We start from the raw sequence: 23024 nt of genomic DNA on the forward strand, positions 1-23024 counted from the left end.
CCGGTAGGGTGATGGGTCCGCGGCTGTTCCTGAGCGGTTGTTTCGCCGTCATCGCGGTTATTTCGCTCGTCTCCACCGCCGCCGGTATCTGGCTGATCGAAAGCCGCCTGCCCGAGGACATCGCAGGTCACCTGAGCGATCTGGTGATTGCCTACGGCGGCGGCGCGTCGTTTCTGCTTCTCGGCGCGGCAGCGGTGCTCGCCGCCTATGTCGACCATGCCGTCGGCCAGCCGCTCGCCGCCCTGGTCAAGGGCATCCAGACGGCGGTCCATGCCCGCTCCGACTTCCGCATCGAGGTCGAAGACGCCCACCGCCTTGGCGGTTTGCCCACTGCGGTCAACGAGCTGATCTCACAACTCGGGCAGGCCCGATCCTCGGTCAATGAGGCAATCGAGACGGCCACCGCCAGTATTGAGGCGCAAAAGAATCAACTCGGCTCGATCCTGCTCGATTTGCACGAAGGGGTCATCGTCTGCACGCTCGGCCACCGCATTCTGCTCTACAACAACCGGGCGCTCGATTTGCTGCGCATCGGCGGGGATATTGGTCTCGACCGCTCGCTGTTCCACTTCGCCACCAGCCAGCCGATCCTGCATGCCCTCAGCCGGCTGACCCGGCGCTTGACGCAGGGGCGCATCGATGATCCCCACAGCGGGCCGACGGTGACGTTCGTCGGCTCGACGACCGACGGCAAGCATACCCTCGAAGGGCGGATGAGCCTCGTCCTCGACAACGGTGGCGCCGTCAGCGGGTACGTTTTGTCGTTCGAGGACAGCACGGAGCGGCTTGCGGCGTTGGGCCTGCGCGACCGGCTTTTGCGCGAGGCGACCGAGGGTCTGCGCGCTCCGATCGCCAATCTGCGGGCAGCGGCGGAAATTCTCGTCGCTGATCCGCGCCTGAGCATGCGGGAGCAGGCCGATTTCAAGAAGGTTCTTTTGCAGGAAAGCCAGTTCGTCTGCACGCGGCTGGAAACGCTGGCGGCGCAATACCGGGGTGTTGTGACCATCCACTGGCCGACCAGCGATATCTATTCCTCGAACCTGCTGCAGCATCTCGCCGACAGGATGCGCGAGCAGCACGGCATCGCCGCGACCGTCATCGGCCTGCCGCAATGGCTGCATGGCGACAGCTACTCGCTGGTCGAACTGCTCGATCGGCTGATTTCCCGGGTGAGCGAGTTTCAGGCGACGAAGGAATTTGACCTCGAAGCCGTCAAAGGCGAACGGCGAATCTACGTCGATGCGATCTGGTCGGGCACGGTCCTGGCCGCGGCGGATCTCGACGCCTGGCTCGGCGAATCGCTCGAAGACGTTCTCGGCGGTCTGTCGCCGCGGGAGATTCTCGAGCACCACCGCACGGACATCTGGTGCGAGCGTGCCAAGGCGGGGCGCGCCCGCCTGCGTCTGCCATTATTGCCAGCAGTGAACCGCGAGCGCCGGCAGCCGATCGCGGTGCGCCCGTCGCAGGCGGAGTTTTACGATTTCGATCTAATGCGCCGGCCAAGCGACCTGGGACAGCTCGGTAAGCGGCCCCTGAAGTCGCTGACTTACGTCGTCTTTGATACCGAGACGACGGGCCTTGATCCCTCCGGCGGTGACGAGATTGTCGCCATCGCCGGGGTGCGGATCGTCAACGGCCGCATTCTCCTCGGTGAGTCGTTCGAGCGAACGGTCAATCCGCGGCGACCGATTCCCGCCGATTCGATCCGCTTTCACGGAATCACCGACGAGATGGTCAAGGACAAGCCGCCCATTCCGGTCGTGCTGCCGCAGTTCCGTGACTATATCGGCGATGCCGTTCTCGTCGCGCACAACGCGGCCTTCGATCTGCGCTTCCTGCGGCTGCACGCGGCGGAGTGCGGAGTCGACTTTGAGGACGCGGCGGTTCTGGATACGCTGCTTCTCTCGTGTTTTCTGCACGATTATACGCCGAAGCATAATCTTGACTTCGTCGCGCAGCGGTTTGGTATTCCAATCCAGGGCCGCCACACGGCGTTGGGCGATTCACTGGTGACCGCCGGCTGCTTTTTGAAGATGCTCGATTTGCTGGAGACTCGCGGTGTCATGACGCTTGAGCAGGCGATCACGGTTTCCGATAGAATTCTCGAGGTTAAGAGGCGTCAGGCGAACTTCTGAGATGTCGACGACACCGTCCTTCGACCGGCGGCGACCCCGCCCGGCCCATCGTTCGAACGAGAGGATCGGCGAGCGCTTGGCTGCGATCTTCTGTCTGGGGGTAATTCTTTACAGCCCGCTGGTGATCAAGCTGTTCGATCGCGGCGCCGATACGACCGTATTCGGGCTGCCGTTGTTGTTCTTTTTCTTTTTCGCCTCGTGGGCGCTGCTCATCGTGCTTATCGGCTGGGCCGTCGAAGGACGCTGGGACAGGCACGTGCGCGCGCGGCGCCCGCGCGACGGATCAAATCCATGATTGAAGCTTCGAGCGCGCCTGCGAGCGATTGGCGCGCGCTGGGCGATCAGGCGGGCATTCTGCCGGCGTGGCTGGTCCTCACCGTGTCGATCGCCTACGTCTCCTTGTTGTTCGGTATCGCCTATTATGGCGACCGCCGCGCTGCCGGCGGCAAGACGCTGGTCGTCAATCCGTGGATCTACGCGTTGTCAATCGCCGTCTACTGTACGGCGTGGACGTTCTACGGGTCGGTCGGGCGGGCGGTCTCAAGCGGCTTCGAGTACCTTTCGATCTATCTGGGGCCGACGCTGATGTTCGCGCTCGGCTGGGTGGTGCTGCGCAAGATTGTCCATATCAGCAAGGTCAATCGCATCACCTCAATCGCCGATTTCATCTCGTCGCGCTATGGCAAAAGCCATCTTTTGGGCGGTCTGGTGACGATCATCGCCGTGATCGGCGTCATGCCGTACATCTCGCTGCAGCTCAAGGCGGTGGCGTCGAGCTTTGTCGTATTGCTGCGCTATCCCGACATCAGCGCTCCGGCCGCCACGATACCGGTGCTGGGCGATTACGCGCTGTGGATCGCCGTGCTGATGGCGCTGTTCGCTGTCCTTTTCGGCACGCGCCACATCGACGCGACGGAACACCATCATGGCCTGGTCGCGGCGATTGCCTTCGAATCGGTGATTAAGCTTCTCGCCTTTCTCAGTGTCGGCGCGTTCGTCACCTTCGGGATGTTCGATGGCTTCGGCGATCTGTTCGCCCGCGCGACGCAACTCCCGGAGGCGGCGAAGCTGTTGACGATGGAGCCGGTGGGCGACTGGATGCCGCTCACCTTGATGTCGATGCTCGCCATCTTGTGCCTGCCGCGACAGTTCCAGGTCTGCGTTGTCGAGAACGTCAAGGAGCGGCACGTCAACAAGGCGATCTGGCTGTTTCCGCTCTATCTCCTGCTGATCAATCTGTTCGTCCTGCCGATCGCGCTGGCTGGTCTCGTCACCTTTCGAGGGGAGAACATCGATGCCGATACCTTCGTCCTCGCCCTGCCGATGGCGGCGCAGGTGCCGGCGCTCGCCCTGTTCGTGTTTATTGGCGGACTCTCGGCGGCGACTGGCATGGTCATCGTCGAGACGGTCGCCCTATCGACGATGATCTGCAACGATCTCGTCATGCCGATGCTGCTGCGCTTCGCCTGGCTGCGCCTGACCGAAAAGCCCGACCTCTCGTACCTGCTGCTTGGTATTCGCCGTACCGCCATCTGCTTTATCCTGTTCATCGGCTATCTTTATTTTCAGTTCATCGGTGAATCGTACGCCCTTGTCTCGATTGGCTTGGTTTCGTTTGCCGCGGCGACGCAGTTCGCCCCGGCGCTGCTGCTCGGCATGTACTGGAAGGGGGCCTCGCGCCGCGGCGCCCTCGCCGGCATTACCGCCGGTTTCGTGATGTGGACGTACACGTTGCTGCTGCCGTCGTTTGCGCGTTCGGGTTGGCTGCCGCACAGTTTCGTCGCCTCCGGACCGTTCGGCATCGACCTGCTCCGCCCGTACGCTCTGTTCGGCCTCGATGCGTTCGCTCCGACGTCGCACGCGCTGTTCTGGAGCCTGATCGTCAATGTCGGTGCTTTCGTCGCCGTCTCGCTGTTCGATCGGCAAAGCACGATCGAGCGCATCCAGGCGACGCTGTTCGTCGACGTCTTCGGCCAGGGGGAGTCCGCCGCCGCCAGCCTGCTGCACGGGAGCGTCGCCGTGCCGGAGTTGCGTGGCTTGACGGAGCGGTTTCTCGGACGTGAGCGCACGGCGGAGGCGTTCGCCGCCTACGAGCGGACCAGCGGCAACGATCTGACGCGAACAAGTTTCGCCGACGGCGATCTCGTGCAGTTCGTCGAACGCCGCCTCGCTGGCGCCATCGGCGCCGCCTCGGCGCGGGTGATGGTGGCGACGACGGTGAAGGGGGAGGGGGTCGGCGTCGACGAGATCATGCAGATCCTCGACGAAACGACGCAGGTGCTCGAATACAGCCGCCAGCTCGAACAGAAATCGAAGGCGCTCGAAAAAGCCTCGATCGAACTCAAGGCGGCGAACGCGCGCCTGACCGAGCTGGATACGATGAAGGACGACTTCCTGTCCACCGTTACCCACGAGTTACGCACGCCTCTGACCTCCATCCGCTCCTTTTCCGAAATCCTCCACGACAGCCCGGACCTCGACATCGCCGAGCGGCAGCATTTCCTGACGATCATCATCCGTGAGAGCGAACGGTTGACGCGGCTGATCAACCAGGTGCTCGATCTGACCAAGATCGAGACCGGGCGAATGAAGTGGCAGATGTCACGCGTCGACCTCACCGAAGTCCTTCAGCATTGTGTTACCTCGTTGCAGGGGCTGTTCGATGAGCGCGGGATCGCCGTCGTCATCGATGCCCCGCCCACCTCTCCCTCGATCCTCGCCGATCGCGATCAACTCATTCAGCTCGTCATCAATCTTTTGTCCAACGCCCAGAAGTTCTGTCCACTCGATACCGGACGCGTGAATATTCAGCTGAGGTCGATGTCCGGTATCGTGACGATCAGCGTCGCCGATAACGGTCCCGGCATCCCGGTTTTCGAGCAGGAGAAGATTTTCGATAAGTTCCATCAGGTGCGCGGCAACGAAACAGGCAACCCCATGGGCTCCGGTCTCGGCCTTGCCATCTGTCGCGGCATCGTCGAGCATCTTGGTGGACGCATCTGGGTCGAAAGTGTTCCCGGCAACGGAGCGACCTTCCGCTTCACCATTCCGTTGACCAGCGCGGCTACCCCGGCGAACGTGTAATCCTTGTGCCTGTTCAACCAGGCGGCAGCCCCCGCAATGTTGGAACGGCCGTGCGGGTTGAACGACGTCGACGGTGGCGCTAGGCTGCCTGCGGTTCCCGAGTCCGGGCGCCGTAAGTCGTTCGATGGACAATGCGGCGAGGAGTACGAGAGTGACGGAGGTCTTGAACGGTCGGCGCGGCCTGTTTTCCCGCAGGGCCGCCGGCCACGCGATCATCCGCGCGCCACAATTCGCCGAGTACTTTGCCGACCGCGGCTTTCGTCTGTTTGCCTGGGCGGGCGCCGCTGCGATCATCCTGCTGGTTGCCGCGATCATCGTACAACTGACCGCCAAGGCCTTGCCGGCGATCATCGCCTACGATATCGGCTTCCTGGTCGACACGACGTGGAACGTGCGCACCGGGGAGTTTGGCGTCCTGCCGCAGATCTGGGGGACGCTCTACAGCACGGCCCTCGCCCTGCTGATCGGCGGGTTCGCCGGACTGACGCTCGCGATCTTCCTCACCCAGGGCTTTCTGCCCACGCGCCTCGCCCAGGCCTTCCGCACGATGATCGAGATGCTGGCGGCAATTCCGAGTGTCGTCTTCGGTATCTGGGGCATCTTCGTTGTGATCCCGGCGATTCGTCCCGTTGCCGACTGGCTGCACAGCGAGATGGCTTGGGTTCCGCTGTTCAGCACATCCTTTGGCGGTCCCAGTCTGCTGGCGGCATCACTGGTTCTGGCGATCATGATCCTGCCGACATGTGCGTCGATTTCACAGGAGGCGTTCGAACTCATTCCCCAGCAGACGCGAGAGGCGGCCTACGCGATGGGCACCACCCGCTGGGAAGCGACGCTGAAGGTCATGGTGCCCACGGCGGCGCCGGGGATCTTCGCGGCGATGGTCCTGGGAGGCGGGCGCGCGATCGGCGAGACGATGGCCCTGGCGATGCTGATCGGCCATGCCAACCGCATCGATCTCTCGCTGTTTGCCCCGGCCGACACTCTGGCATCGCTGCTCGCCGCGCACTTTCCCGAAGCCGGCCCGATCGAAGTCGAACCGCTGCTCTACGCCGCCCTGGTTCTGCTCGCGATCAGCTTTCTCGTCAACATCGCCGGCACCATGATGCTGAGCCTGACCCAGCACCGCATCTGCGGCGAGTCCTGAGCATATACTCCCCGGCCCGACGGTCCCCTTGCCGCCCAACCCTTCGCGCCCGCTGAGCGTAAGAGCGCCCGGCAGTGCGGTTGTCGGGGACGGCATAACGACCGTCGAACCCGCCGATGCCTGGGAAAACGCTCAGCTCGCGGAGGCGGCGCCGTCACAGGGATCGGCGGTGGAGGGGGGAGTGGCGGGGGTGATCGGTGCTGCGGGAAGGTAGCGCAGCGGATCGACGGCTTGACCGTGCTCGCGCACCTCAAAATGGAGCTGGCCGCAGCCGCGGCGCGTGCCGGCGCGGGCGATGACCTGACCCTGGCGGACGCGGTCGCCGCGCTCAACCAGCACTGCTTGGTTGTGGGCATAAACCGTCGTCCAGCCGCCGCGGTGGCGCAGGATAACGAGGTTGCCAAAACCGCGCAGCTCGTTACCGGCGTAGCTGACCGTGCCATCGGCGGCCGCTCTGACCGGCTCGCCTTCCGGCGCGGCGATGTTGACGCCGTCGTTATCGGTGGCGGGATCGAAGCCCACGACGATGGCGCCGTTCACCGGCCAGATGAAACGCTCCCCGCTTGACTGACCACCCGTCGCCGCACCCGGGATCCGCTGGCCATCGCCAGTTTCGCAGGCGGTGGCGAGCAGGCAGCAGAGCAAAATCGCGCTACCGAGACGGCAGCGGTGGTGCAGCCGGCGCAACCGGACGAGAAACGCTGAAGGAACTCGTGATGGCATGTCGAGACACCCCGGCGATGCGACCCGCGTCCGGTCGCAGGATCTTTCTGTAACGTTCCGACGAAGATCGCCGCCGTCAGTGGCGAAAGTCTGGCGCAGATGATGGATGGTCGGGGGGAGGGGCGGCTGGGGCCGTGCCCACTGGGGTCCTGCCCGCTTTCCTCCGCGCCTGCTCGCCGGGTTCAACGCGCGGTGGCGGGAACGCGCCCGTAGGCGTCCTCGAAGCGGATGATATCGTCCTCGCCGAGGTAAGGACCCGACTGCACCTCGATCATGCGCAGCGGAATCTTGCCGGGATTCTCAAGGCAATGGCGGGTGTTGTGAGGGATGTAGGTCGACTGGTTCTCGGTGACGTAGAACACCTCATCGCCACGCGTGACCTTGGCCGTGCCGCTGACAACGATCCAGTGCTCGGCGCGATGATGGTGGAGCTGCTGGCTCAGTCGATGGCCGGGGGTGACGACGATTTCCTTGACCTGGAAGCGGTGGCCGTCCTGGATGCTGCGGTAGGAACCCCAGGGGCGGAAGACCTCGGTGTGGATATAGTGCTCGGTCCGCCCCGCCTGTTCCAGCTCCTCGACGATCTTTTTGACATCCTGCGCGCGTGCGCGCGGAACGACGAGAACGACGTCGTCGGTGGCGACGATGACGAGGTCTTCGACGCCGATCGCGGCGATAAGATTGCCCTCGCCGCGGATGTAGCAGTTACGGGCATCGAGGACGACCGAATCGCCGGAGAGAACGTTGCCCGCAGCATCATGGTTACTGATGTCCCACAGCGCCGACCACGACCCGACGTCATTCCAGCCCATGTCCGTCGCCACCATGGCACCCCTGTCGGTATGCTCCATGACCGCGTAATCGATCGAGATCGACGGCGCGGCGAGGAAAGGCTCGCGAGCGAGGCGGACGAAGTCGAGATCGGTGATGGCGCCATCGACGGCCTCGTGGCAGCGGGCGAGCAACGCCGGCTGCAGCCGGGCGATTTCGTCGAGCAAGACACGCGCCGGCAGGATGAACATGCCGCTGTTCCAGGCGTAGTCGCCGGACGCGAGGTAGCCTTCGGCGGTCTTCTGGTCGGGCTTTTCGACAAAGCGGTCGATATGCCAGCAACCGTCGATCGTTGACCACGGCACGCCCTTGCGGATGTAGCCGTAGCCGGTCTCCGGGCGCGAAGGGGGAATGCCGAAGGTGACCAGCGCGCCCTCTTGTGCCGCGGCGATCGCGGTTTTCAGCGCAGTCGTGAACGCCACCTGATCGTTGACGATATGATCGGAGGGAAACAGGGCGAGAATCGCTTCGGGGTCGCTTTTGGTCGCCAGGAGTGCCGCTGCCGCCGCAGCCGGGGCTGTATTGCGGCCGGCGGGCTCGAGCATGATCGCCAACGGGGTAATGCCGAGGGCGTGCATCTGCTCGGCAATGAGAAAGCGGTGTTCCTCATTGCACACGATGATCGGCGGAGCGAAGCCGTCGCCGCTGGCGCGCAACACGGTTTCCTGCAGCATGCTGCGCTCGGAGGCAAGCGGAAGCAGTTGCTTTGGCTTGACCGTGCGTGACAGGGGCCACAGCCGGGTTCCGGCGCCGCCCGACAGGATAACCGGGAAAACCTGTGCCGTCATCGACCCCCCTTTGTGGATCGCGAGGGCGCCCGACCGACGCCCTCGCGGCCTATTGTCAGCGCGTGATCAGCGCATCGTAATCGCGAAATTGGTTGCCACGTACTCGTCGAGGTGAGCGAGGCACTCCTCGATCGAATATTTGGCCGTATCGATTCGCATTTCCGGCGCTGCTGGTGGCTCATATGGGGCAGAAACACCCGTGAAGTCCTGAATTTCTCCCTTTCGCGCCTTCTTGTAAAGGCCCTTTGGATCGCGCGTCTCACACGTCGGCAAATCGGCGTCGATGTGGATTTCGTGGAAGACGTCCGGCGCGATCGCCCGTACCCGATCACGGTCGTCGCGGTAGGGCGAGATGAAAGCGGTGAGTACGAGGAACCCGGCGCGGGCGAACAGGGTGGCGGCATGGCCGACACGTCGGATGTTCTCGACGCGATCCTCGGGCGAGAAGCCGAGGTCCGAGCATAGGCCGTGACGGACATTGTCGCCGTCGAGCACGTAGACCAGGTAGCCGCGGCGGAACAGGTGCTGCTCAAGCGAGAACGCCAGTGTCGACTTGCCGGCCCCCGAAAGGCCGGTCATCCACAGGATGCCACCGCGATGACCGTTCGCCTTCCAGCGTTCTTCCAGTGGAACCCGGTGTTCGACCTTGAAGATGTTCGTTGACTTGATGCCGAGCTGCCGCTGATCGGCGTAGCCATCCATGTTGATCAGGCCGCCACCGACGATGTCGTAGTTCTCGACGATAACGAAGCGGCCGGTGAACATGTTGTGCTCGAACGGATCAACCGCGATTTGCCGGCGGCTGCGGAAGACCACTTCGGCGATGGCATTGCGCTCGACGTGGTTGATCTCGTTCGATTCCATCTCCTGAACGTCGATCACCCGCTCGATCTTCTCGACCTCGATCTGATACTCTCCGGTGCACAGCTTCATTTTATAGCGTGCGCCGGGGACCAGCGGCTCGCGGCCGAGCCAGAAGATGCGGCCGCGGAAGACATTGGTCAGCATCGGTGGATTGGAGGCGAGGCTGACGATCTCACCGCGCTCGACGAAGATCTGCTCGTCGAGGGTCACGCCGATCGACTGGCCGGCACGGGTGGCGATGATCGGCTCGCGCGCATGCCAAGCTTCGATGCTGGCGACGCGCGCCTTCTTGTTCGACGGCGAGAACAACAGCGTATCGCCCTTGCGCAGGAAGCCGCTCTCGATGCGGCCGGCGATGATTCGGCGATCGTCAAACTTGTAAACGTCCTGCACCGGAAAGCGCAGCGGCAGCTCCAGCGACGTAACCGGAGGTTGTAATTCGTCGAGCGCGTTCTCCAGCGTCGGACCGTCGTACCACGGCATCTTGCTTGACGCATTGACGATGTTATCGCCGTCGCGGGCGACAACGGGAATCATCTGGGTATGCAGCAGGTCGATGCCCAGGCCGGCGAGGTAGTCGCGTACCTGGGTGCCGACTTCCTGGAAGCGAGCCTCCTTGTAGTCCACCGCGTCCATCTTGTTCATCGCCACGACGATCTGATGGATGCCGAGCAGATGCAAAAGATAGGCGTGGCGGCGTGTCTGTTCCTGCATGCCTTCGCGGGCGTCGACGACCAGGACCGCCGCGTCCGCCTGCGCCGCGCCGGTAACCATGTTCTTGACGAACTCACGATGACCCGGCGCGTCGATCAGCACGTAATTGCGGTGTGCGGTGCGAAAGAAGATCTGTGAGATATCGATGGTGATACCCTGATCGCGTTCCGCCTGCAGCGCGTCGAGCAGAAATGCCCATTCAAACGGCATGCCGCGCTTTTCGCACATCGCGCGAACGGCTTCGACTCGGCCATCCGGCAGCGTGCCGGTGTCATAGAAAAGCCGTCCGACCAAGGTCGACTTGCCATGATCGACGTGGCCGACGATGACGATCTTCAGCGGTGGAACCGACTGAATTGATGGCTCTGCGACCTTGCTCATGTTGGTCGTATCCATAGTTGCCTCGCTCCCTCCGGCTTACAGGTAGCCTTCGGCGCGCAGGCGCTCGAAGGAGTCTTCAGCCTCGTGATCCATCGCGCGGCCGGACCGTTCGGCGATCTTGGTATGCATCAGCTCCTCGATGATCTTGTCGACGGTATCGGCGTCGGAATCGACCGGGAAGGTAATGTCCTTGTCGCCCAGAGAGCGGTAGCGCTTGCCGTTCTTTGCGAAATAAAGGTCCACGAGAGGGATATTCTCGCGCTTAGTGTAGCGCCAGATGTCGAGCTCGGTCCAATGCAGCAGCGGATGCACCCGCAGGTGTGTACCCGGCGCGAAATCGGTGTTGAACTGGTCCCAGAATTCCGGCGGCTGGTCGCGGAAATTCCAGGTATTCTGTTCGCCGCGCGGACTGAACACGCGCTCCTTGGCGCGCGTGCCTTCCTCGTCGCGGCGGATACCGGCGATGAGGCCGGTATAACCCTCCCGAGCGACGATGGCCTTGAGGCCAGCCGTCTTGCGGGCCGCAGAGCGGGCAGCCGGCGGCAGGGAGGGGTCCATCTCTTCAACCGGCGGGCAGCCGGCGATGACGACATCGAGGTTCCATTCCTTAATGTAGCGATCGCGAAACGCGTACATCTCGGGAAATTTCTTGCCTGTATCGATGGTCGCAAGAGGAAATGGTACGTGCCCGAAGAAAGCCTTTCGGGCACACCAAAGCATGACGTTCGAATCTTTACCCAGCGACCAGAGCATCGCCAGCTTGTCGATCTTGTTGAACGCCTCACGCAGGACGTAGATCGTCCTGCTTTCCAGAACGTCGAGATGATCCATGGATCCTTCCGCTGCTCACGATTGCTTTTTCGCCGGGGGTCCCGCGGCCGGGGAAACCCCATACCAGAAACTTCGGCTACAAGTCCAGATGTTGCACTGCAGCTCAATAATAACGTGTGCGCGTGCGCCGATCACCACCTATATGGGTAATTCACAATCATGAAAATCGATCCGAGCCGCTCAATGCAAGCGATAACGGCGAGGCGACGCCCTTTCTTTCATCCCATGCGTCACTTTCATCGCACTGTTTCAATTTATGAAACAAGATATCAGCGGCTGTCATCGCACGGCATTGGCGAGGCAAACATATCTTTTGCGGCAAGTGCGGCACCGACGGTGATCAACAAGCTGGAAGCGGCGAGAATCCAAGTCGCCGGGGCGCGTCCAAACGCGACCAGCAGGCCGGTCGACAGCAGCGGCGTAAGGTAGGCGGCGGCGCCAAGCACACGGATATCACCGCGTTTCATGCCGGCGTCCCAGGCGAAAAACGCCGCGCCGACGGGGCCCGCGCCCATGGCGATGACCGCGAGCCATTGGCTGCCCTGAGGCCAGACGGTCGTTTCAAACGCCAGGTGGCTGGCAGCGGCGAGGAGTGCCGTCGCGCCGCAAAAAGCGCCGACAGCCTCGCTTGACACATCGGCGAAACGTCGGCTGAGCACGGAATAGCCCGCCCAGATGACGGCGCACGCCAGGGCCGCCGCGTAGCCCTTGGCATATTCGGCGGGAAAGCCGAGGCGAGTGCCGTCGCTGATCAGCAGGACGGTGCCCGCGAGCCCGCATAACGCGCCACCGACGTGCCAGGCGCGTAGGCGATGTCCGGGAAGCATTGCTGAAAACAGCACAATCAGCAGCGGCCAGAGATAGTTGACGAGACTGGCCTCGGCTGCCGGGGCGCTACGCAGGGCGAGAAAATAGAAGAAATGATAGCCGAACAGCCCGCCCGTGCCGACCAGCCACGCGCGCCATGGCCAGCAAAAGCGCGCGCGCAGATCGCCGCCGCGGACACACCACACAACGAGGGTTCCGGCGAAGGCGAGGGCGAAGGCGAGGGCGACGAGCAGGAACGGCGGAACGGCGCCGGTCATCGTCGTTAACAGCGCGAGACTGGCCCACACAATAATGGCGCCGCATCCAGTCATCGTCGCTCGACGGACAGGTGCGCTCATGACGGGGTCGGGGGCGAGCCGCGGAGAGCGGCATCGGTCGCGGATTTTTCTGCCAGCGGATTAGCCTCTATGCTGAGGACCGCAGGGAAAACGAGGGGCGCCGAAATAACAAGCAAAATCCCGTGATCGGGCGGCTGTACGATTGCGGCGCAAAGGGAGGTTGGAGGAAGAAAAGGCAGAAAAATGCGCGCCGACGGGAGGGTCGGCGCGCGGGGCGGGGAAGGCGTTAAAAGACCGGGCGCGACAAGGCTGGATTCTGCACCGCCGGCCTCTTCGAATAATCGTAGAAACCTTTGCCCGTCTTGCGGCCGAGATAGCCGAGCTGCACGAGGCGGGTCAGGGTGTGTGGTGGTGCGTGATGCTCGTGGCGCACGTCCTCGAAGATGTTGTGGGCCATCGCCTCAACCACATCGAGGCCGATGTAGTCGGCGAGCTCGAAGGGTCCCATCGGATGGGCTGCGCCGAGCTTCATCGCCTGATCGATGCTCTCGATCGAGCCGGTGCCACGCTCAAGCATGCGGATGGCGTTCAGCATGTAGGGGGTGAGCAGGCGATTGACGATGAAACCGGTGGTGTCCTGGACAATCACCGGGTCCTTGCCGATCGCGCTGCAGAACGCGCTGAGCAGGCCGACCACCTCATCGGACGTCTCGAACGCGTGGATGATCTCGACCAGCTTCATCACCGGCGCGGGATTGAAGAAGTGCAGCCCGGCAATGCGGTCGCGGTGTTTGCACACCGCCATCATCGCCGTGACCGACAGCGTCGAGGTGTTGGTGGCGAGAATCGCGTCCGGACGGCAGACGTGCTCGAGCCGGCGGAACAGGGCCTTTTTAGTTTCCAGATCTTCGATGACCGATTCGATGACCAGATCACAGTCCTCGACGGCGTGTTCGTCGGCTGAAAAAACAATACGTGACAGCAGGGCATCGCGATCTTCCGCCGCCATCTTGCCGCGTTCCACGGATTTGGCGAGTCCGCCCTCGAGCGTTCCCTTTGCCCGCTCCCACGATCCGGGTGTCGCCTTAACTGCGGTCACCAAGAGGCCCGCGTGTGCACAGACTTGCGTGATGCCGAGACCCATCGCGCCTGTCCCGATCACGCCGACTTTGTTGATTGTCATGTTCTTGTTTCCCCATAACCCCTAGTGAATCGCGTCGCCCGGCGGCTCGAACGAACGAGCTACCTGACGCTGCATGTCGCAATGCGCGAATCTCCGATCCCGCACAGAAGCCACAGATGTGTAACGGTTTTACGGCGGAAGATAAAGCCGCTTTCGCATGCGCGAAGGCGCGAACCAAGGCCATCGCGGCCTCGGTTTTCCGCTGGTAGCGAACCCGAGGCTGGTTTCCGATGGCGACTCGAAGCTGCGTCGCGAACGGAATGCCGACACTCAATCTTGTTGTTGCAACGCAACAATGATTAGCCGATACTAAGCATTAGATTGCCACACCCTATTGATTGGGCTAGGGCGTAGTGAATGGTTGATGGATCGAGTGCCGGCTCGGCAGGAACATCCGAGCAACGGCCTATTACGATTAAGAAATACGCGAACCGGCGCCTCTACAACACGGCGACGAGCTGCTACGTGACGCTCGATTATCTCGCCCAGTTGGTGAAGACAGGCGCCGAATTTGCCGTATACGATGCAAAGACGGGAGAGGATATCACCCGGTCGGTGCTGACGCACATCATCGTCGAGGAGGAGACCAAAGGGCACAGCATGTTGCCGGTTGGCTTCTTGCGCCATCTGATCAGCTTTTACGGCGACAGCCTGCAGGTCGTGGTTCCGCGTTATCTCGAGCATTCGATGCAGGCGTTTGCCCGCAACCAGGAGCAGATGCGGGATTATTTGCGCAGCGCCTTCGACGGACTGATGCCGTTCTCCTCATTCGAGGAGATGAGCAAGCAGCAGATCGCCATGTTCGAACGCACCGTGCGCATGCTCTCGCCATTTTATAGCGAGGAATTTCCGGCGATCGAAAAGGAAACGGAGTCGCGCAAGCCACTTGCCGATACCGAAATCCGTGATCTGCGCACCAGACTCAACCAGATGCAAAAGCAGTTGGATGACCTCGTCGCCCAGCGACAGAAGTAAGCGTCTGGCGATTGGCTCGCTCGGATTTTGATGTGGAAGCCCGCAGGATTCGGGTCTGGGCGTGCCTCAGACCCGACCTTGCGGCCTCCATTTGAGCGCGCTATGCGAGAACTCATCCTTGTGATCTCGGGTGAGGAGGGGCCCCGCTCAGCAGTCGCCCACAGCGCGAAGGATAGACTTCGTCCGGATGGTGGGCGCGCATGGCCCGGCATAATCTAAAGTTTCTTTTCTTTCCGTCGGTTGTGCGCTATCGTTTTAAAAACGTACGTTGGTATAGCGAAATTGCTTGTCAGTATTATTCCAGGTTGATAGGAAGATGGGAGGGAGCGCCTCCCGACAACCAATGACGCAAAGAAGCATCGGTCAAGCAGTCGACCACAAGATGCGCCGCGCATGATATCGGAGGGAGGCACGGGCCATTTGCTTGAAAGCTGGCCTGGTTGAGCGTTCAGAAACGGTTCACGATCGCCCACCGATCCGGAGATCGAAAGATATGGTGCCGTTCGACGAAAATCTGAGCAGAGCCGCGACCAAGGGTACGGATGTCGACCGTTATGTCGGCGGGCGTATTCGGGAGCGGCGGGTAATGTTGGGGCTCAGCCAGCAGCAGATGGCGCATCTGATTGGCGTCACATATCAGCAGGCCCACAAGTACGAGCGTGGGATCAACCGCATTTCCGCGGGACGTTTGTTCGAGATCGCGCGGGTTCTGCGTGTTCCAGTCGGGTATTTCTTCGAGGGTCTCGAAGGCAACGGAAGTGAAGACGATCTATCGATGCGTCAGCGGATGTGCCTTGAGCTCGCGCGGAATTTTACCCAGATCCCGAACGAGCGGCATCGCGAAGCGCTCAGTCAACTGGCTCGTGTTCTCGCGACCAAGTGAGTGCCCCACACCGTCAGCGTCGGCGTGCCAGCACGATGTGGGCACGCCGGAACTGCGGTGCAACAGCCGTATCGCGATACGCAACGCAAAGCCTGAGGGCGGCGCGTCCGGAGTTACATCACTCGGAGACCTGCAGGTTGTGCTGGGCGGCGGCAGCGCGGACGTTGCGTAAGAAGCGCTCCCAACCGATCCGCTTAATCGCAGTGCCGCTAAAGCGTTCGCGGAACGCCTTATCATCGAGGCGGCCGAGGTCGGCGAGCTTCGGCGCGGCAAGGTCGGCACGCGGGCGAAGCTCGACGTGGGGAGTGATCCGGGCAAACTTGTTCCACGGGCAGGCGGCGAGGCAATCGTCGCAGCCGTAAATGCGATTGCCCATGCGCTGGACGAGTTCGGGTGCAAGCGCGCCTTGATACTCGATCGTCAGATACGAAATGCACAGTCGCGGCTCGATGCGGAAGGGTGCAACGATGGCGCCCGTTGGGCAGGCGCGCATGCAGGCGTCGCATGAGCCGCAATGGTCCATTTCCGGGCGGTCCGGCGGCAGCGCCAGCGTCGTGAACACTTCGCCGAGGAAAAGCCACGAGCCGAACGTGCGCGATACGAGGTTGGTATGTTTGCCGATCCAGCCGAGTCCGGCGCGCATCGCCAGCGGTTTTTCCATCACCGGTGCGGTATCAACGAAGACCTTGACCTCGCAGGCGTGGGTTTCCTTGATCCAGCGGGCGAACGCCTTCAGGCGCTTCTTGACCACGTCATGGTAATCACGGCCGCGGGCGTAGGTACTGATTGCCCCGCGATCGGTTTCAGCGTGAACCGCCCGCGGATCGTCGGCGGGACCGTAGTTGATGCCGAGACAGATGATGCTCGCCACCTGCGGCCACAGGGCAAGTGGATTGGCCCTGCGCTCGGAATGGCGTTCCATCCAATGCATATCGCCGTGACAGCCATCGGCAAGGAAACGGGCGAGGTTGCCCGCGTCCGCTGGATCGCCTCTCGGGCTGGCAAATCCGACGGCATCAAAGCCGAACATTTTTGCCTGCGCCCGGATGTCTTCCTTGACCGGCGTGGATCGAACCACCGGCGTCTCCGCACCCTGCTGGGGGTTGGCGGCGCGCTCCGATCCTCCTCCCGCCGCGTCTGAGGCAGACCGCTTGGACGCGCTGCTTGCGCGTGCAACGGCGGTAAGAGTCGTGTGGGATGTCACGGGATGTCGTCGCTGGTGTCGGCGGCAACGATCTCGTCGCCAAGCGCCTGTGCGATCGGCGCGAGCAGTGCGGCATCGGGCTTGCTGCGGGTCCGTTGTGCCAGCGCGACATACTGCGCCACGGATGCCCGCATGGCGTCTGCCAACGGCGCCGGCTGGGCAAGGAACCCGTCTGCAAGGACGGTGACGCTCTCGCGCGCGGCGGCCAGGGCATCCGATGTGCGATCGAGGGCCTCATAATCGCGGCTGAGGTTGAGCAACGCTGCTGCGAGCGCGGGGCGGTACGCGTTACCCGCGTCCTCGACGCGCCGACGCGCCTCGCACACCTCCGTTTCGGCGGCCGTAGGTGAACTTTGCTCCATGGCGGCTTCCTATTTCCGTAGCGTTTCCAGATCGGATCGGATCACGCGCACTGGAAATGCGCTAAATCCGCTCCCTTGAACCCGCGCAAACAATCCTAAGCCGATCCTCCCGGTGCTGAAAGTGGCCATTTTACGCACCTGCAGCAAAGAGGTCACCACGCGCAGAACAGCATAAAATTTACTACTTATAGAAGTAAAAATTTGTATAATGCACGTATTATGCCAGGAGGTAGCGGGCGGTGGCAAAAGCGTGCGGGACGGGCAGGCAGAGGTGCGACGGGGGGGTGTGGGGCAGGCGGGTCCGGTTCAGGCGGGCGTGGCTGGCCGGTCCATCGATGCTTGCCGTCCTGGTGCTCGGAGCCTGCGCGTCCGACGAGACGGTCTATGAAAAGGGTGTCGCCGACTATGAGCCGATCTACTGCTATCAGACGATCGGCAGCGTCGATTGCCACCGCCGGCCCAAGCCCCGCGACGCCGCTCGTCTTGTCAATCACTATGGTCCGCCGCCGCGCGCCTACGATCCGCCCGATTTAGTGGAGGAAAAGGCGTTGCAGGCGCCGCCCGAGGCTACCGGCGCGGACACTGCGGCGGCGATGCCGGAAGCGCGCACCGCTGCGAACGAGAAACCCGGCGGCTGGACGACATGGCTGCCGATCCTCAGCGTCGTTTTCGGTGCGTTTCAGGTGGGAGCGGCTTTTCTCTTCTGATCGGGTTGCTCGGCGTTATCGACCACGTCTTCGCGCCGGCAGGATTATTGAGCAGTTGCAAAATGAATCTGCGATGCTCCGCATGATATCTTCGCTGGCCAGACTGTCATTCTCAGTAACCGATGACAAGTCGCAAGGTCCTAGAGTAGGATCGTCGCGGCGGAGGAGCGTCGCGGGAAAACCAAGGACAGACTGTTCGAGATCAGCCCACACGAATGTTTGAAGTTTCTGCTCCAGCCGCTACCCTGGACGCCTGATCCAGGGTTAATGTGAAATGACAAAACCGTAACAGAAGGCAAGAACGGAAAACCAAACAATGAGTGTCCTCGTACTACTACTCGCCCTTGGGCTGCTGATGTTGATTGCCTACCGAGGCTACAGCGTTATTCTGTTCGCTCCGGTATGCGCGATGCTCGCAGTCTTTCTGACTGATCCGATGCTTGTTCCACCAGCGTATACCAACGTATTCATGGAAAAGCTTGCGGGTTTTGCCAAGCTCTATCTGCCGGTATTCATTCTCGGCGCGGTGTTTGGCAAGGTCATCGAGCTTTCCGGATTCTCGAAATCGATCGTTTCTTCGGTCATCAAGATCGTCGGTGCCGAACGGGCCATCCTGTCGATCGTCGTCGTCTGCGCCATCCTCACCTATGGTGGCGTCTCGTTGTTCGTCGTCGTCTTCGCCGTCTATCCCTTCGCAGCGGAGATGTTCCGGCAGGTCGATATCCCCAAGCGGCTGATCCCTGGCACGATCGCGCTCGGCGCCTTCACCTTCACCATGGATTCACTGCCCGGTACCCCGCAAATCCAGAACATCATCCCCACCACCTTTTTCAAGACAACGACATGGGCCGCACCTTGGCTGGGCGTCGTCGGCGCCCTGTTCATTCTCGTCGTCGGGATCAGCTACCTCGAGCTTCGCCGACGCCAGGCGAAGACTGCGGGTGAAGGCTATGCGACCAACCTGCCGCGGCTTGAGAACGAACCCGAACCCTTTGCCCACGAGAAGCTGCCGCACCCACTTCTGGCCATTTCGCCGCTGATCATCGTCTTCGTCCTCAACAAGATCTTCACCGATCTGATTCCGGGGGCATATGGCAGCACCTATTCCTTCGTGCTGCACGAGGGCGCTCCCGCGATGACCATCGAGGTGGCGAAGGTGGTGGCGATCTGGGCGGTGGAGGGCGCGCTCCTCCTTGGCGTGATTGCCACAGTGTGCTTCGCCTTCAAGCCGATCAAGAATACCTTCGCCATGGGCAGCAAGCTTGCCGTGGCGGGGGCGCTGCTGGCCACCTTGAATACTGCATCGGAGTACGGATTCGGCGGCGTTGTCGCCGGGCTCCCCGGGTTCTCCTATGTCGCCTCAGTGCTGCAGGCGATTCCCAACCCCCTGATCAACGAAGCGATAACCGTTTCGGTGCTGGCGGGCATCACCGGTTCGGCGTCGGGCGGCATGAGCATCGCGCTCGCGGCAATGGCGAATACGTTCATTCAGAACGCCCAGGCCTCCGGCATTCCGCTGGAAGTCCTGCACCGCGTGGCGTCGATGGCGAGCGGCGGCATGGATACGCTTCCCCACAACGGCGCAGTGATTACGCTGCTGGCGGTGACCGGTCTCACCCATCGCGATTCCTATCGCGACATCTTTGCCATCACCATCATCAAGACGATGGCTGTTTTCGTTGTTATCGCGTTTTTCTATCTTACCGGCATCTACTGATCGGATCGTCCCGCCGGCTCCACTGGGGGTCGGCGGGCTCGATGCCGTCTTACCGCACATGCCGCGCGAAAACATCTCAGGGCGCGTTCCGCGCGCAAAGCGTCTTTAGAGCGCATTCGGCGCGCGCAGGGGGTGCGCCGGGCGCGCAATGAGCAAGACGTGCACCTGCCGCAATGCGCGGCGGATCGCATCGGCCGCATCCGTGGCGCCAGCGGCCTCGAACACCGACAACGCAGAGAGATAGGCTTGCTCCGCGGCCTGCAGCGCCGCTTGATCCTGCTCGCGCTCGCCGATGGCCCGCAGCGCGCCGCCGAGATTGCTCTGCGTCATTGCCCATTGCCATGCGGCCTCCTGCGGTCCAAAGACCTCGAGTGCCTGCTCGAACGCGATGCGGGCTTCTTCCAACCACGCGGTTCCTTGCTGTTGCAGGCCGATGGCCGTTAAGGCGTTGCCGAGATTGTTTTGCGTCATCGCCCATTGCACCGGGCGTGCCTCGCGCGTGTAGACCTGCAGGACATTGCGGTAGGCGAAAACCGCCTGCTGCAGCAGATCCTCGTCGCGGGTACGCTTGCCGAGGCTTTCGAGGCTGGCGCCGAGGTTGATCTGGGTCGCTGCCCACTCGAGCGGCGCGCTGTCCTGAGTGCGGACCTCGAGGGCTTGCCGGAAGCATGCAATCGCCCGTTGCGTCGCGTTTGAAGCCGGCTGGCGTGTCCCCAGAGCGTGCAACGCCGTGCCGAGATTGTTCATCGTCGCCGCCCATTCCCTGGGCGCGGCCTCGCGCGTGCGGACAGCGAGGGCGGCATCGAAGGCGGTAACCGCCTCCTGCAGCGCTTTCGATCCGGGCTCTCGCTCGCCCAGGGCCGTCAGAGCGTTACCGAGATTGCTCTGCGCCGCGGCCCAAACCATCGGGGAATCAGTTTTGTTCAGCACGGAAAGCGCGCTCTGATAGGCGTGGATTGCCTCTTCAATCAGCGCCGTGCCGGGCTGGCGTTCACCCCGGCGGGCAAGGGCGTCGCCAAGCCTGATCTCGTCGTCCGCCCACTGTCGGGGGGCGGTGGTACGGTCGTCTCGCGCCACCGCCTGACGGTAAGCCTCGATAGCCTCCTCGCTCGGAAAGCTTGGCGAGGATGCTGTAGACGGCTCCGGGTGGGTACTGCCGGCCGCTGGCTGCTCGGACGCGAGCGCCGCGCCGCAAGCGGCAATCAGGATGATCGCGACGGCAAGCGGGCGAATGCGGCTAAAATGGCGTTTCATCCTTCACGTGTGTCCTTCCCCAAGCAGACCGCGCTATTTTCGCCTCAAGCTGGCGATGGCGTCGGATTGATGCGTTGAAAACCAGCAGAGCCGAAGCGCAGTTCCGCGCGGCGGCCGAACCGGCGCGGCGGCGAAACGCCACAAGAGTGAATGGGCTCACAGCGGCGTTCCTGCCCGCGCGAAAAGCAGCTTCCACAAGTGATCAGGATCGATGGACAAGACCGTGTCCCGGTCGGCCGTAGCGGTCAACCAGTCGTCGTGGGCGAGTTCGCCCTCGAGCTGCCCCGGTCCCCAGCCGGCATAACCGAGAAAGACGAGGCAGTTGCGCGGCCCTTTATCCGCGGCGAGCGCTTCGAGTACGTCCTTGCCCGTCGACAATGCCAGGCCTCCGGTGAGGATGTGCGTGCTCGGTCCGGCGTAATCGTCGGAGTGCAGCACGAAGCCGCGCGTCGGTTCGACCGGTCCACCAGCGTGCAGCGTGACCGAACCGTGCGCGTTGTCCTGCATCATCCCGAAGCCGGCGAGCAGGGAGCGCAATCGGCCGGTTCCGTAGGTCTGATTGAGGATAAGGCCCATCGCGCCGTCCGCATCGTGGCTGACGACATAAATCACCGCTTCGGCGAAGCGGGGATCGGTTATCCGGGGATTCGCCAAAAGAAACTGTCCGGCGACAAATGCGCTCGCCGTGCCCTGCTGGACTGCCGGGTTGCCCTTGGTCGCACGGTCATTGCCGACAATGAAGGTTTCGGCGGCACTCGCCTGACGCCCGAACAAATCCTCCATGGCACACGGACACGCGGCCACGGCGATCACCAACCACCCCAGGATGCGAAGAACACCCCTCATCACCCAATGAGTTTAACAGATTTTGTGCTGTAAAGCGAGTGGTCGCCCGGAAGTTGTAAAATCACTAAAGTCGAGAATTTCCGGCGCGAGGGGGAGGCCATTGCAAGATCGTGCGCCGTAGTGGCGCAGACTCAGGCGCGGGATTTGTCGTCAGCCAGATAGCGGGCGAGGCGCCGACGCGAGACGTCGTTGCGCGCGCCGGAGAGCTGACTTTGGCGCAGCACGTCTTCGACGTGTGCCATGTGCACCTGTGCCGCGAGGCGGGCCCGTTCCGCATCGCCGGCGAGGATGGCCTCATACATCGCCCGGTGCTGTTCCAGCAGGACATCACGCGCGCCGGCACGGCTATAGAGCAGCATCCGGTTGAACACGACGTCCTTGCGCAGAAAGCCAAGCAAGCCGCGGATCACGTGCAGCAGCATGATGTTGTGCGACGCCTCGGCGATGGCGATGTGAAAGTCGGCGTCGCGCTCCGCTTCTTCGCTGGGATCATCGAGCCGGTGCGCGGTTTCCATCGCCTCGAAGCACTCGCAAATGATCTGCCGATCGGAATCGGTCGCGCGCAACGCTGCGTAATAGGAGGCGATCCCGTCGAGCGTGTGGCGCAGCTCGATGAAGTCGAGCGCCGCCTCCGGGTGCCGCTGAAAGACGTCGACCAGCGGATCGGTGATGCTGGCGGCAATCGCGTTCTTAACGTATGTCCCGCCGCCGTGGCGGGTTTCCAGCAGTCCCGCTGCCTCGAGCTTTTGCAACGCTTCGCGCAACGACGGGCGGGAAACGTCGAGTTCCTGCGCCAAGTCCCGCTCGGAGGGCAGGCGTTCGCCGGGCCGCAGGACCCCCTCGAGCACCAGCGTCTCGAGCTGGCGGGCGATGGCATCGGACAGCCGCTCCGGCTTGATCTTCAGGTACTGCATACGGCGGCTCTGGGGCGTTTCGTTCACGACGATCCCATGCTTCGAGAAAAGGTCCGATCACCTTACCACATCATCGTCGACAAATCTTTACCACCGCGCCACGGATGGCAAGGGCGCGTCTTTGCGCCAAATGCGACGGCTGCCTCGCGCCGCCCTCACTCGGTCACACGAACATCCGCGGCGTGTGCCAGCGGGCGACAGGCACGTGGAGACGTAAAAAGTGGACAGGTCATCTGACCTCTTGACCTGTTGTCGACCATAGCTTAGTGTGTTCTAAATACTCGACTTCGGAGTTTACCGCTGAGAAACAGCGGAGCCCCGGAGCTCAAGGAACAAGTTGGCCCGCCGGCGGTCGGGGGCGCGATCATGCGCGTC

General features: G+C 62.5%; 19 protein-coding genes. 8 read left to right on the plus strand and 11 right to left on the minus strand.

Annotation, left to right across the window (positions count from 1 at the left end):
* Window positions 1-11: 11 nt before the first annotated feature.
* The 4 genes from IPK66_10280 (at window position 12) to pstC (ending at window position 6366) form a co-directional block, all read left to right on the plus strand.
* Complete coding sequence (locus IPK66_10280; GenBank protein ID MBK8175622.1) at window positions 12-2135, plus strand: exonuclease; 2124 nt, start codon at window positions 12-14, stop codon at window positions 2133-2135.
* Window positions 2136-2199: 64 nt separating this feature from the next.
* Window positions 2200-2430 carry a hypothetical protein gene (locus tag IPK66_10285; GenBank protein MBK8175623.1) on the plus strand — a complete coding sequence of 77 codons (231 nt, stop codon included), beginning with the start codon at window positions 2200-2202 and terminating at the stop codon, window positions 2428-2430.
* 56 nt (window positions 2431-2486) lie between these two features.
* Entirely contained in the window at window positions 2487-5219 is a 2733-nt protein-coding gene (locus IPK66_10290) for a histidine kinase (protein ID MBK8175624.1), read from the plus strand.
* A 124-nt stretch (window positions 5220-5343) separates the two neighbouring features.
* The gene (gene pstC / locus IPK66_10295; protein ID MBK8175625.1) at window positions 5344-6366 is read left to right on the plus strand and encodes a phosphate ABC transporter permease subunit PstC; all 1023 of its coding nucleotides are present in this window, start codon (window positions 5344-5346) and stop codon (window positions 6364-6366) included.
* 132 nt (window positions 6367-6498) lie between these two features.
* Here pstC and IPK66_10300 read toward each other — a convergent pair whose 3' ends face one another.
* From IPK66_10300 to IPK66_10325, 6 genes are all read right to left on the minus strand, one after another.
* A complete protein-coding gene (locus IPK66_10300; GenBank protein MBK8175626.1) occupies window positions 6499-7089 on the minus strand; it encodes a M23 family metallopeptidase in 591 nt (196 codons plus the stop codon).
* A 182-nt stretch (window positions 7090-7271) separates the two neighbouring features.
* Complete coding sequence (locus tag IPK66_10305) at window positions 7272-8708, minus strand: mannose-1-phosphate guanylyltransferase/mannose-6-phosphate isomerase (protein MBK8175627.1); 1437 nt, start codon at window positions 8706-8708, stop codon at window positions 7272-7274.
* A 66-nt stretch (window positions 8709-8774) separates the two neighbouring features.
* A complete protein-coding gene (cysC, locus tag IPK66_10310; GenBank protein MBK8175628.1) occupies window positions 8775-10667 on the minus strand; it encodes an adenylyl-sulfate kinase in 1893 nt (630 codons plus the stop codon).
* A gap of 36 nt (window positions 10668-10703) precedes the next feature.
* Complete coding sequence (locus IPK66_10315; protein ID MBK8175629.1) at window positions 10704-11498, minus strand: sulfate adenylyltransferase subunit 2; 795 nt, start codon at window positions 11496-11498, stop codon at window positions 10704-10706.
* A 269-nt stretch (window positions 11499-11767) separates the two neighbouring features.
* Entirely contained in the window at window positions 11768-12664 is an 897-nt protein-coding gene (locus tag IPK66_10320) for an EamA family transporter (protein MBK8175630.1), read from the minus strand.
* Between the two features lie 226 nt (window positions 12665-12890).
* Window positions 12891-13787: a 3-hydroxyacyl-CoA dehydrogenase family protein gene (locus IPK66_10325; protein ID MBK8175631.1), complete on the minus strand. Its 897-nt coding sequence runs from the start codon at window positions 13785-13787 to the stop codon at window positions 12891-12893.
* A gap of 357 nt (window positions 13788-14144) precedes the next feature.
* Between IPK66_10325 and phaR the strand changes: the two genes are divergently transcribed.
* Window positions 14145-14762: a polyhydroxyalkanoate synthesis repressor PhaR gene (gene phaR, locus IPK66_10330; GenBank protein ID MBK8175632.1), complete on the plus strand. Its 618-nt coding sequence runs from the start codon at window positions 14145-14147 to the stop codon at window positions 14760-14762.
* Between the two features lie 493 nt (window positions 14763-15255).
* Complete coding sequence (locus IPK66_10335; protein ID MBK8175633.1) at window positions 15256-15645, plus strand: helix-turn-helix transcriptional regulator; 390 nt, start codon at window positions 15256-15258, stop codon at window positions 15643-15645.
* 118 nt (window positions 15646-15763) lie between these two features.
* Here IPK66_10335 and queG read toward each other — a convergent pair whose 3' ends face one another.
* Together queG and IPK66_10345 are read right to left on the minus strand one after the other, a co-directional pair.
* The gene (queG, locus tag IPK66_10340; GenBank protein ID MBK8175634.1) at window positions 15764-16675 is read right to left on the minus strand and encodes a tRNA epoxyqueuosine(34) reductase QueG; all 912 of its coding nucleotides are present in this window, start codon (window positions 16673-16675) and stop codon (window positions 15764-15766) included.
* Window positions 16676-16845: 170 nt separating this feature from the next.
* On the minus strand, window positions 16846-17211 hold the full coding sequence (locus IPK66_10345; protein MBK8175635.1) for a hypothetical protein: 366 nt from the start codon (window positions 17209-17211) through the stop codon (window positions 16846-16848).
* A gap of 335 nt (window positions 17212-17546) precedes the next feature.
* On the opposite strand from IPK66_10345, the gene IPK66_10350 reads away from it, so the two are divergent.
* Both IPK66_10350 and IPK66_10355 read left to right on the plus strand, forming a co-directional pair.
* Window positions 17547-17918, plus strand: coding sequence for a hypothetical protein (locus tag IPK66_10350; GenBank protein MBK8175636.1), 372 nt, complete (start codon window positions 17547-17549; stop codon window positions 17916-17918).
* Window positions 17919-18234: 316 nt separating this feature from the next.
* Entirely contained in the window at window positions 18235-19635 is a 1401-nt protein-coding gene (locus IPK66_10355) for a GntP family permease (protein MBK8175637.1), read from the plus strand.
* Between the two features lie 105 nt (window positions 19636-19740).
* Here IPK66_10355 and IPK66_10360 read toward each other — a convergent pair whose 3' ends face one another.
* The 3 genes from IPK66_10360 to IPK66_10370 all read right to left on the minus strand — a co-directional run bounded on the left by IPK66_10360 (window position 19741) and on the right by IPK66_10370 (window position 22649).
* A complete protein-coding gene (locus IPK66_10360) occupies window positions 19741-20889 on the minus strand; it encodes a tetratricopeptide repeat protein (GenBank protein MBK8175638.1) in 1149 nt (382 codons plus the stop codon).
* A gap of 156 nt (window positions 20890-21045) precedes the next feature.
* Complete coding sequence (locus IPK66_10365; GenBank protein ID MBK8175639.1) at window positions 21046-21672, minus strand: YqgE/AlgH family protein; 627 nt, start codon at window positions 21670-21672, stop codon at window positions 21046-21048.
* 194 nt (window positions 21673-21866) lie between these two features.
* Entirely contained in the window at window positions 21867-22649 is a 783-nt protein-coding gene (locus tag IPK66_10370; GenBank protein ID MBK8175640.1) for an FCD domain-containing protein, read from the minus strand.
* Between the last annotated feature and the right edge of the window lie 375 nt (window positions 22650-23024).

The organism is Rhodospirillales bacterium, assembly GCA_016712595.1.
Taxonomy (GTDB): Bacteria; Pseudomonadota; Alphaproteobacteria; order Rhodospirillales; family Defluviicoccaceae; genus Defluviicoccus.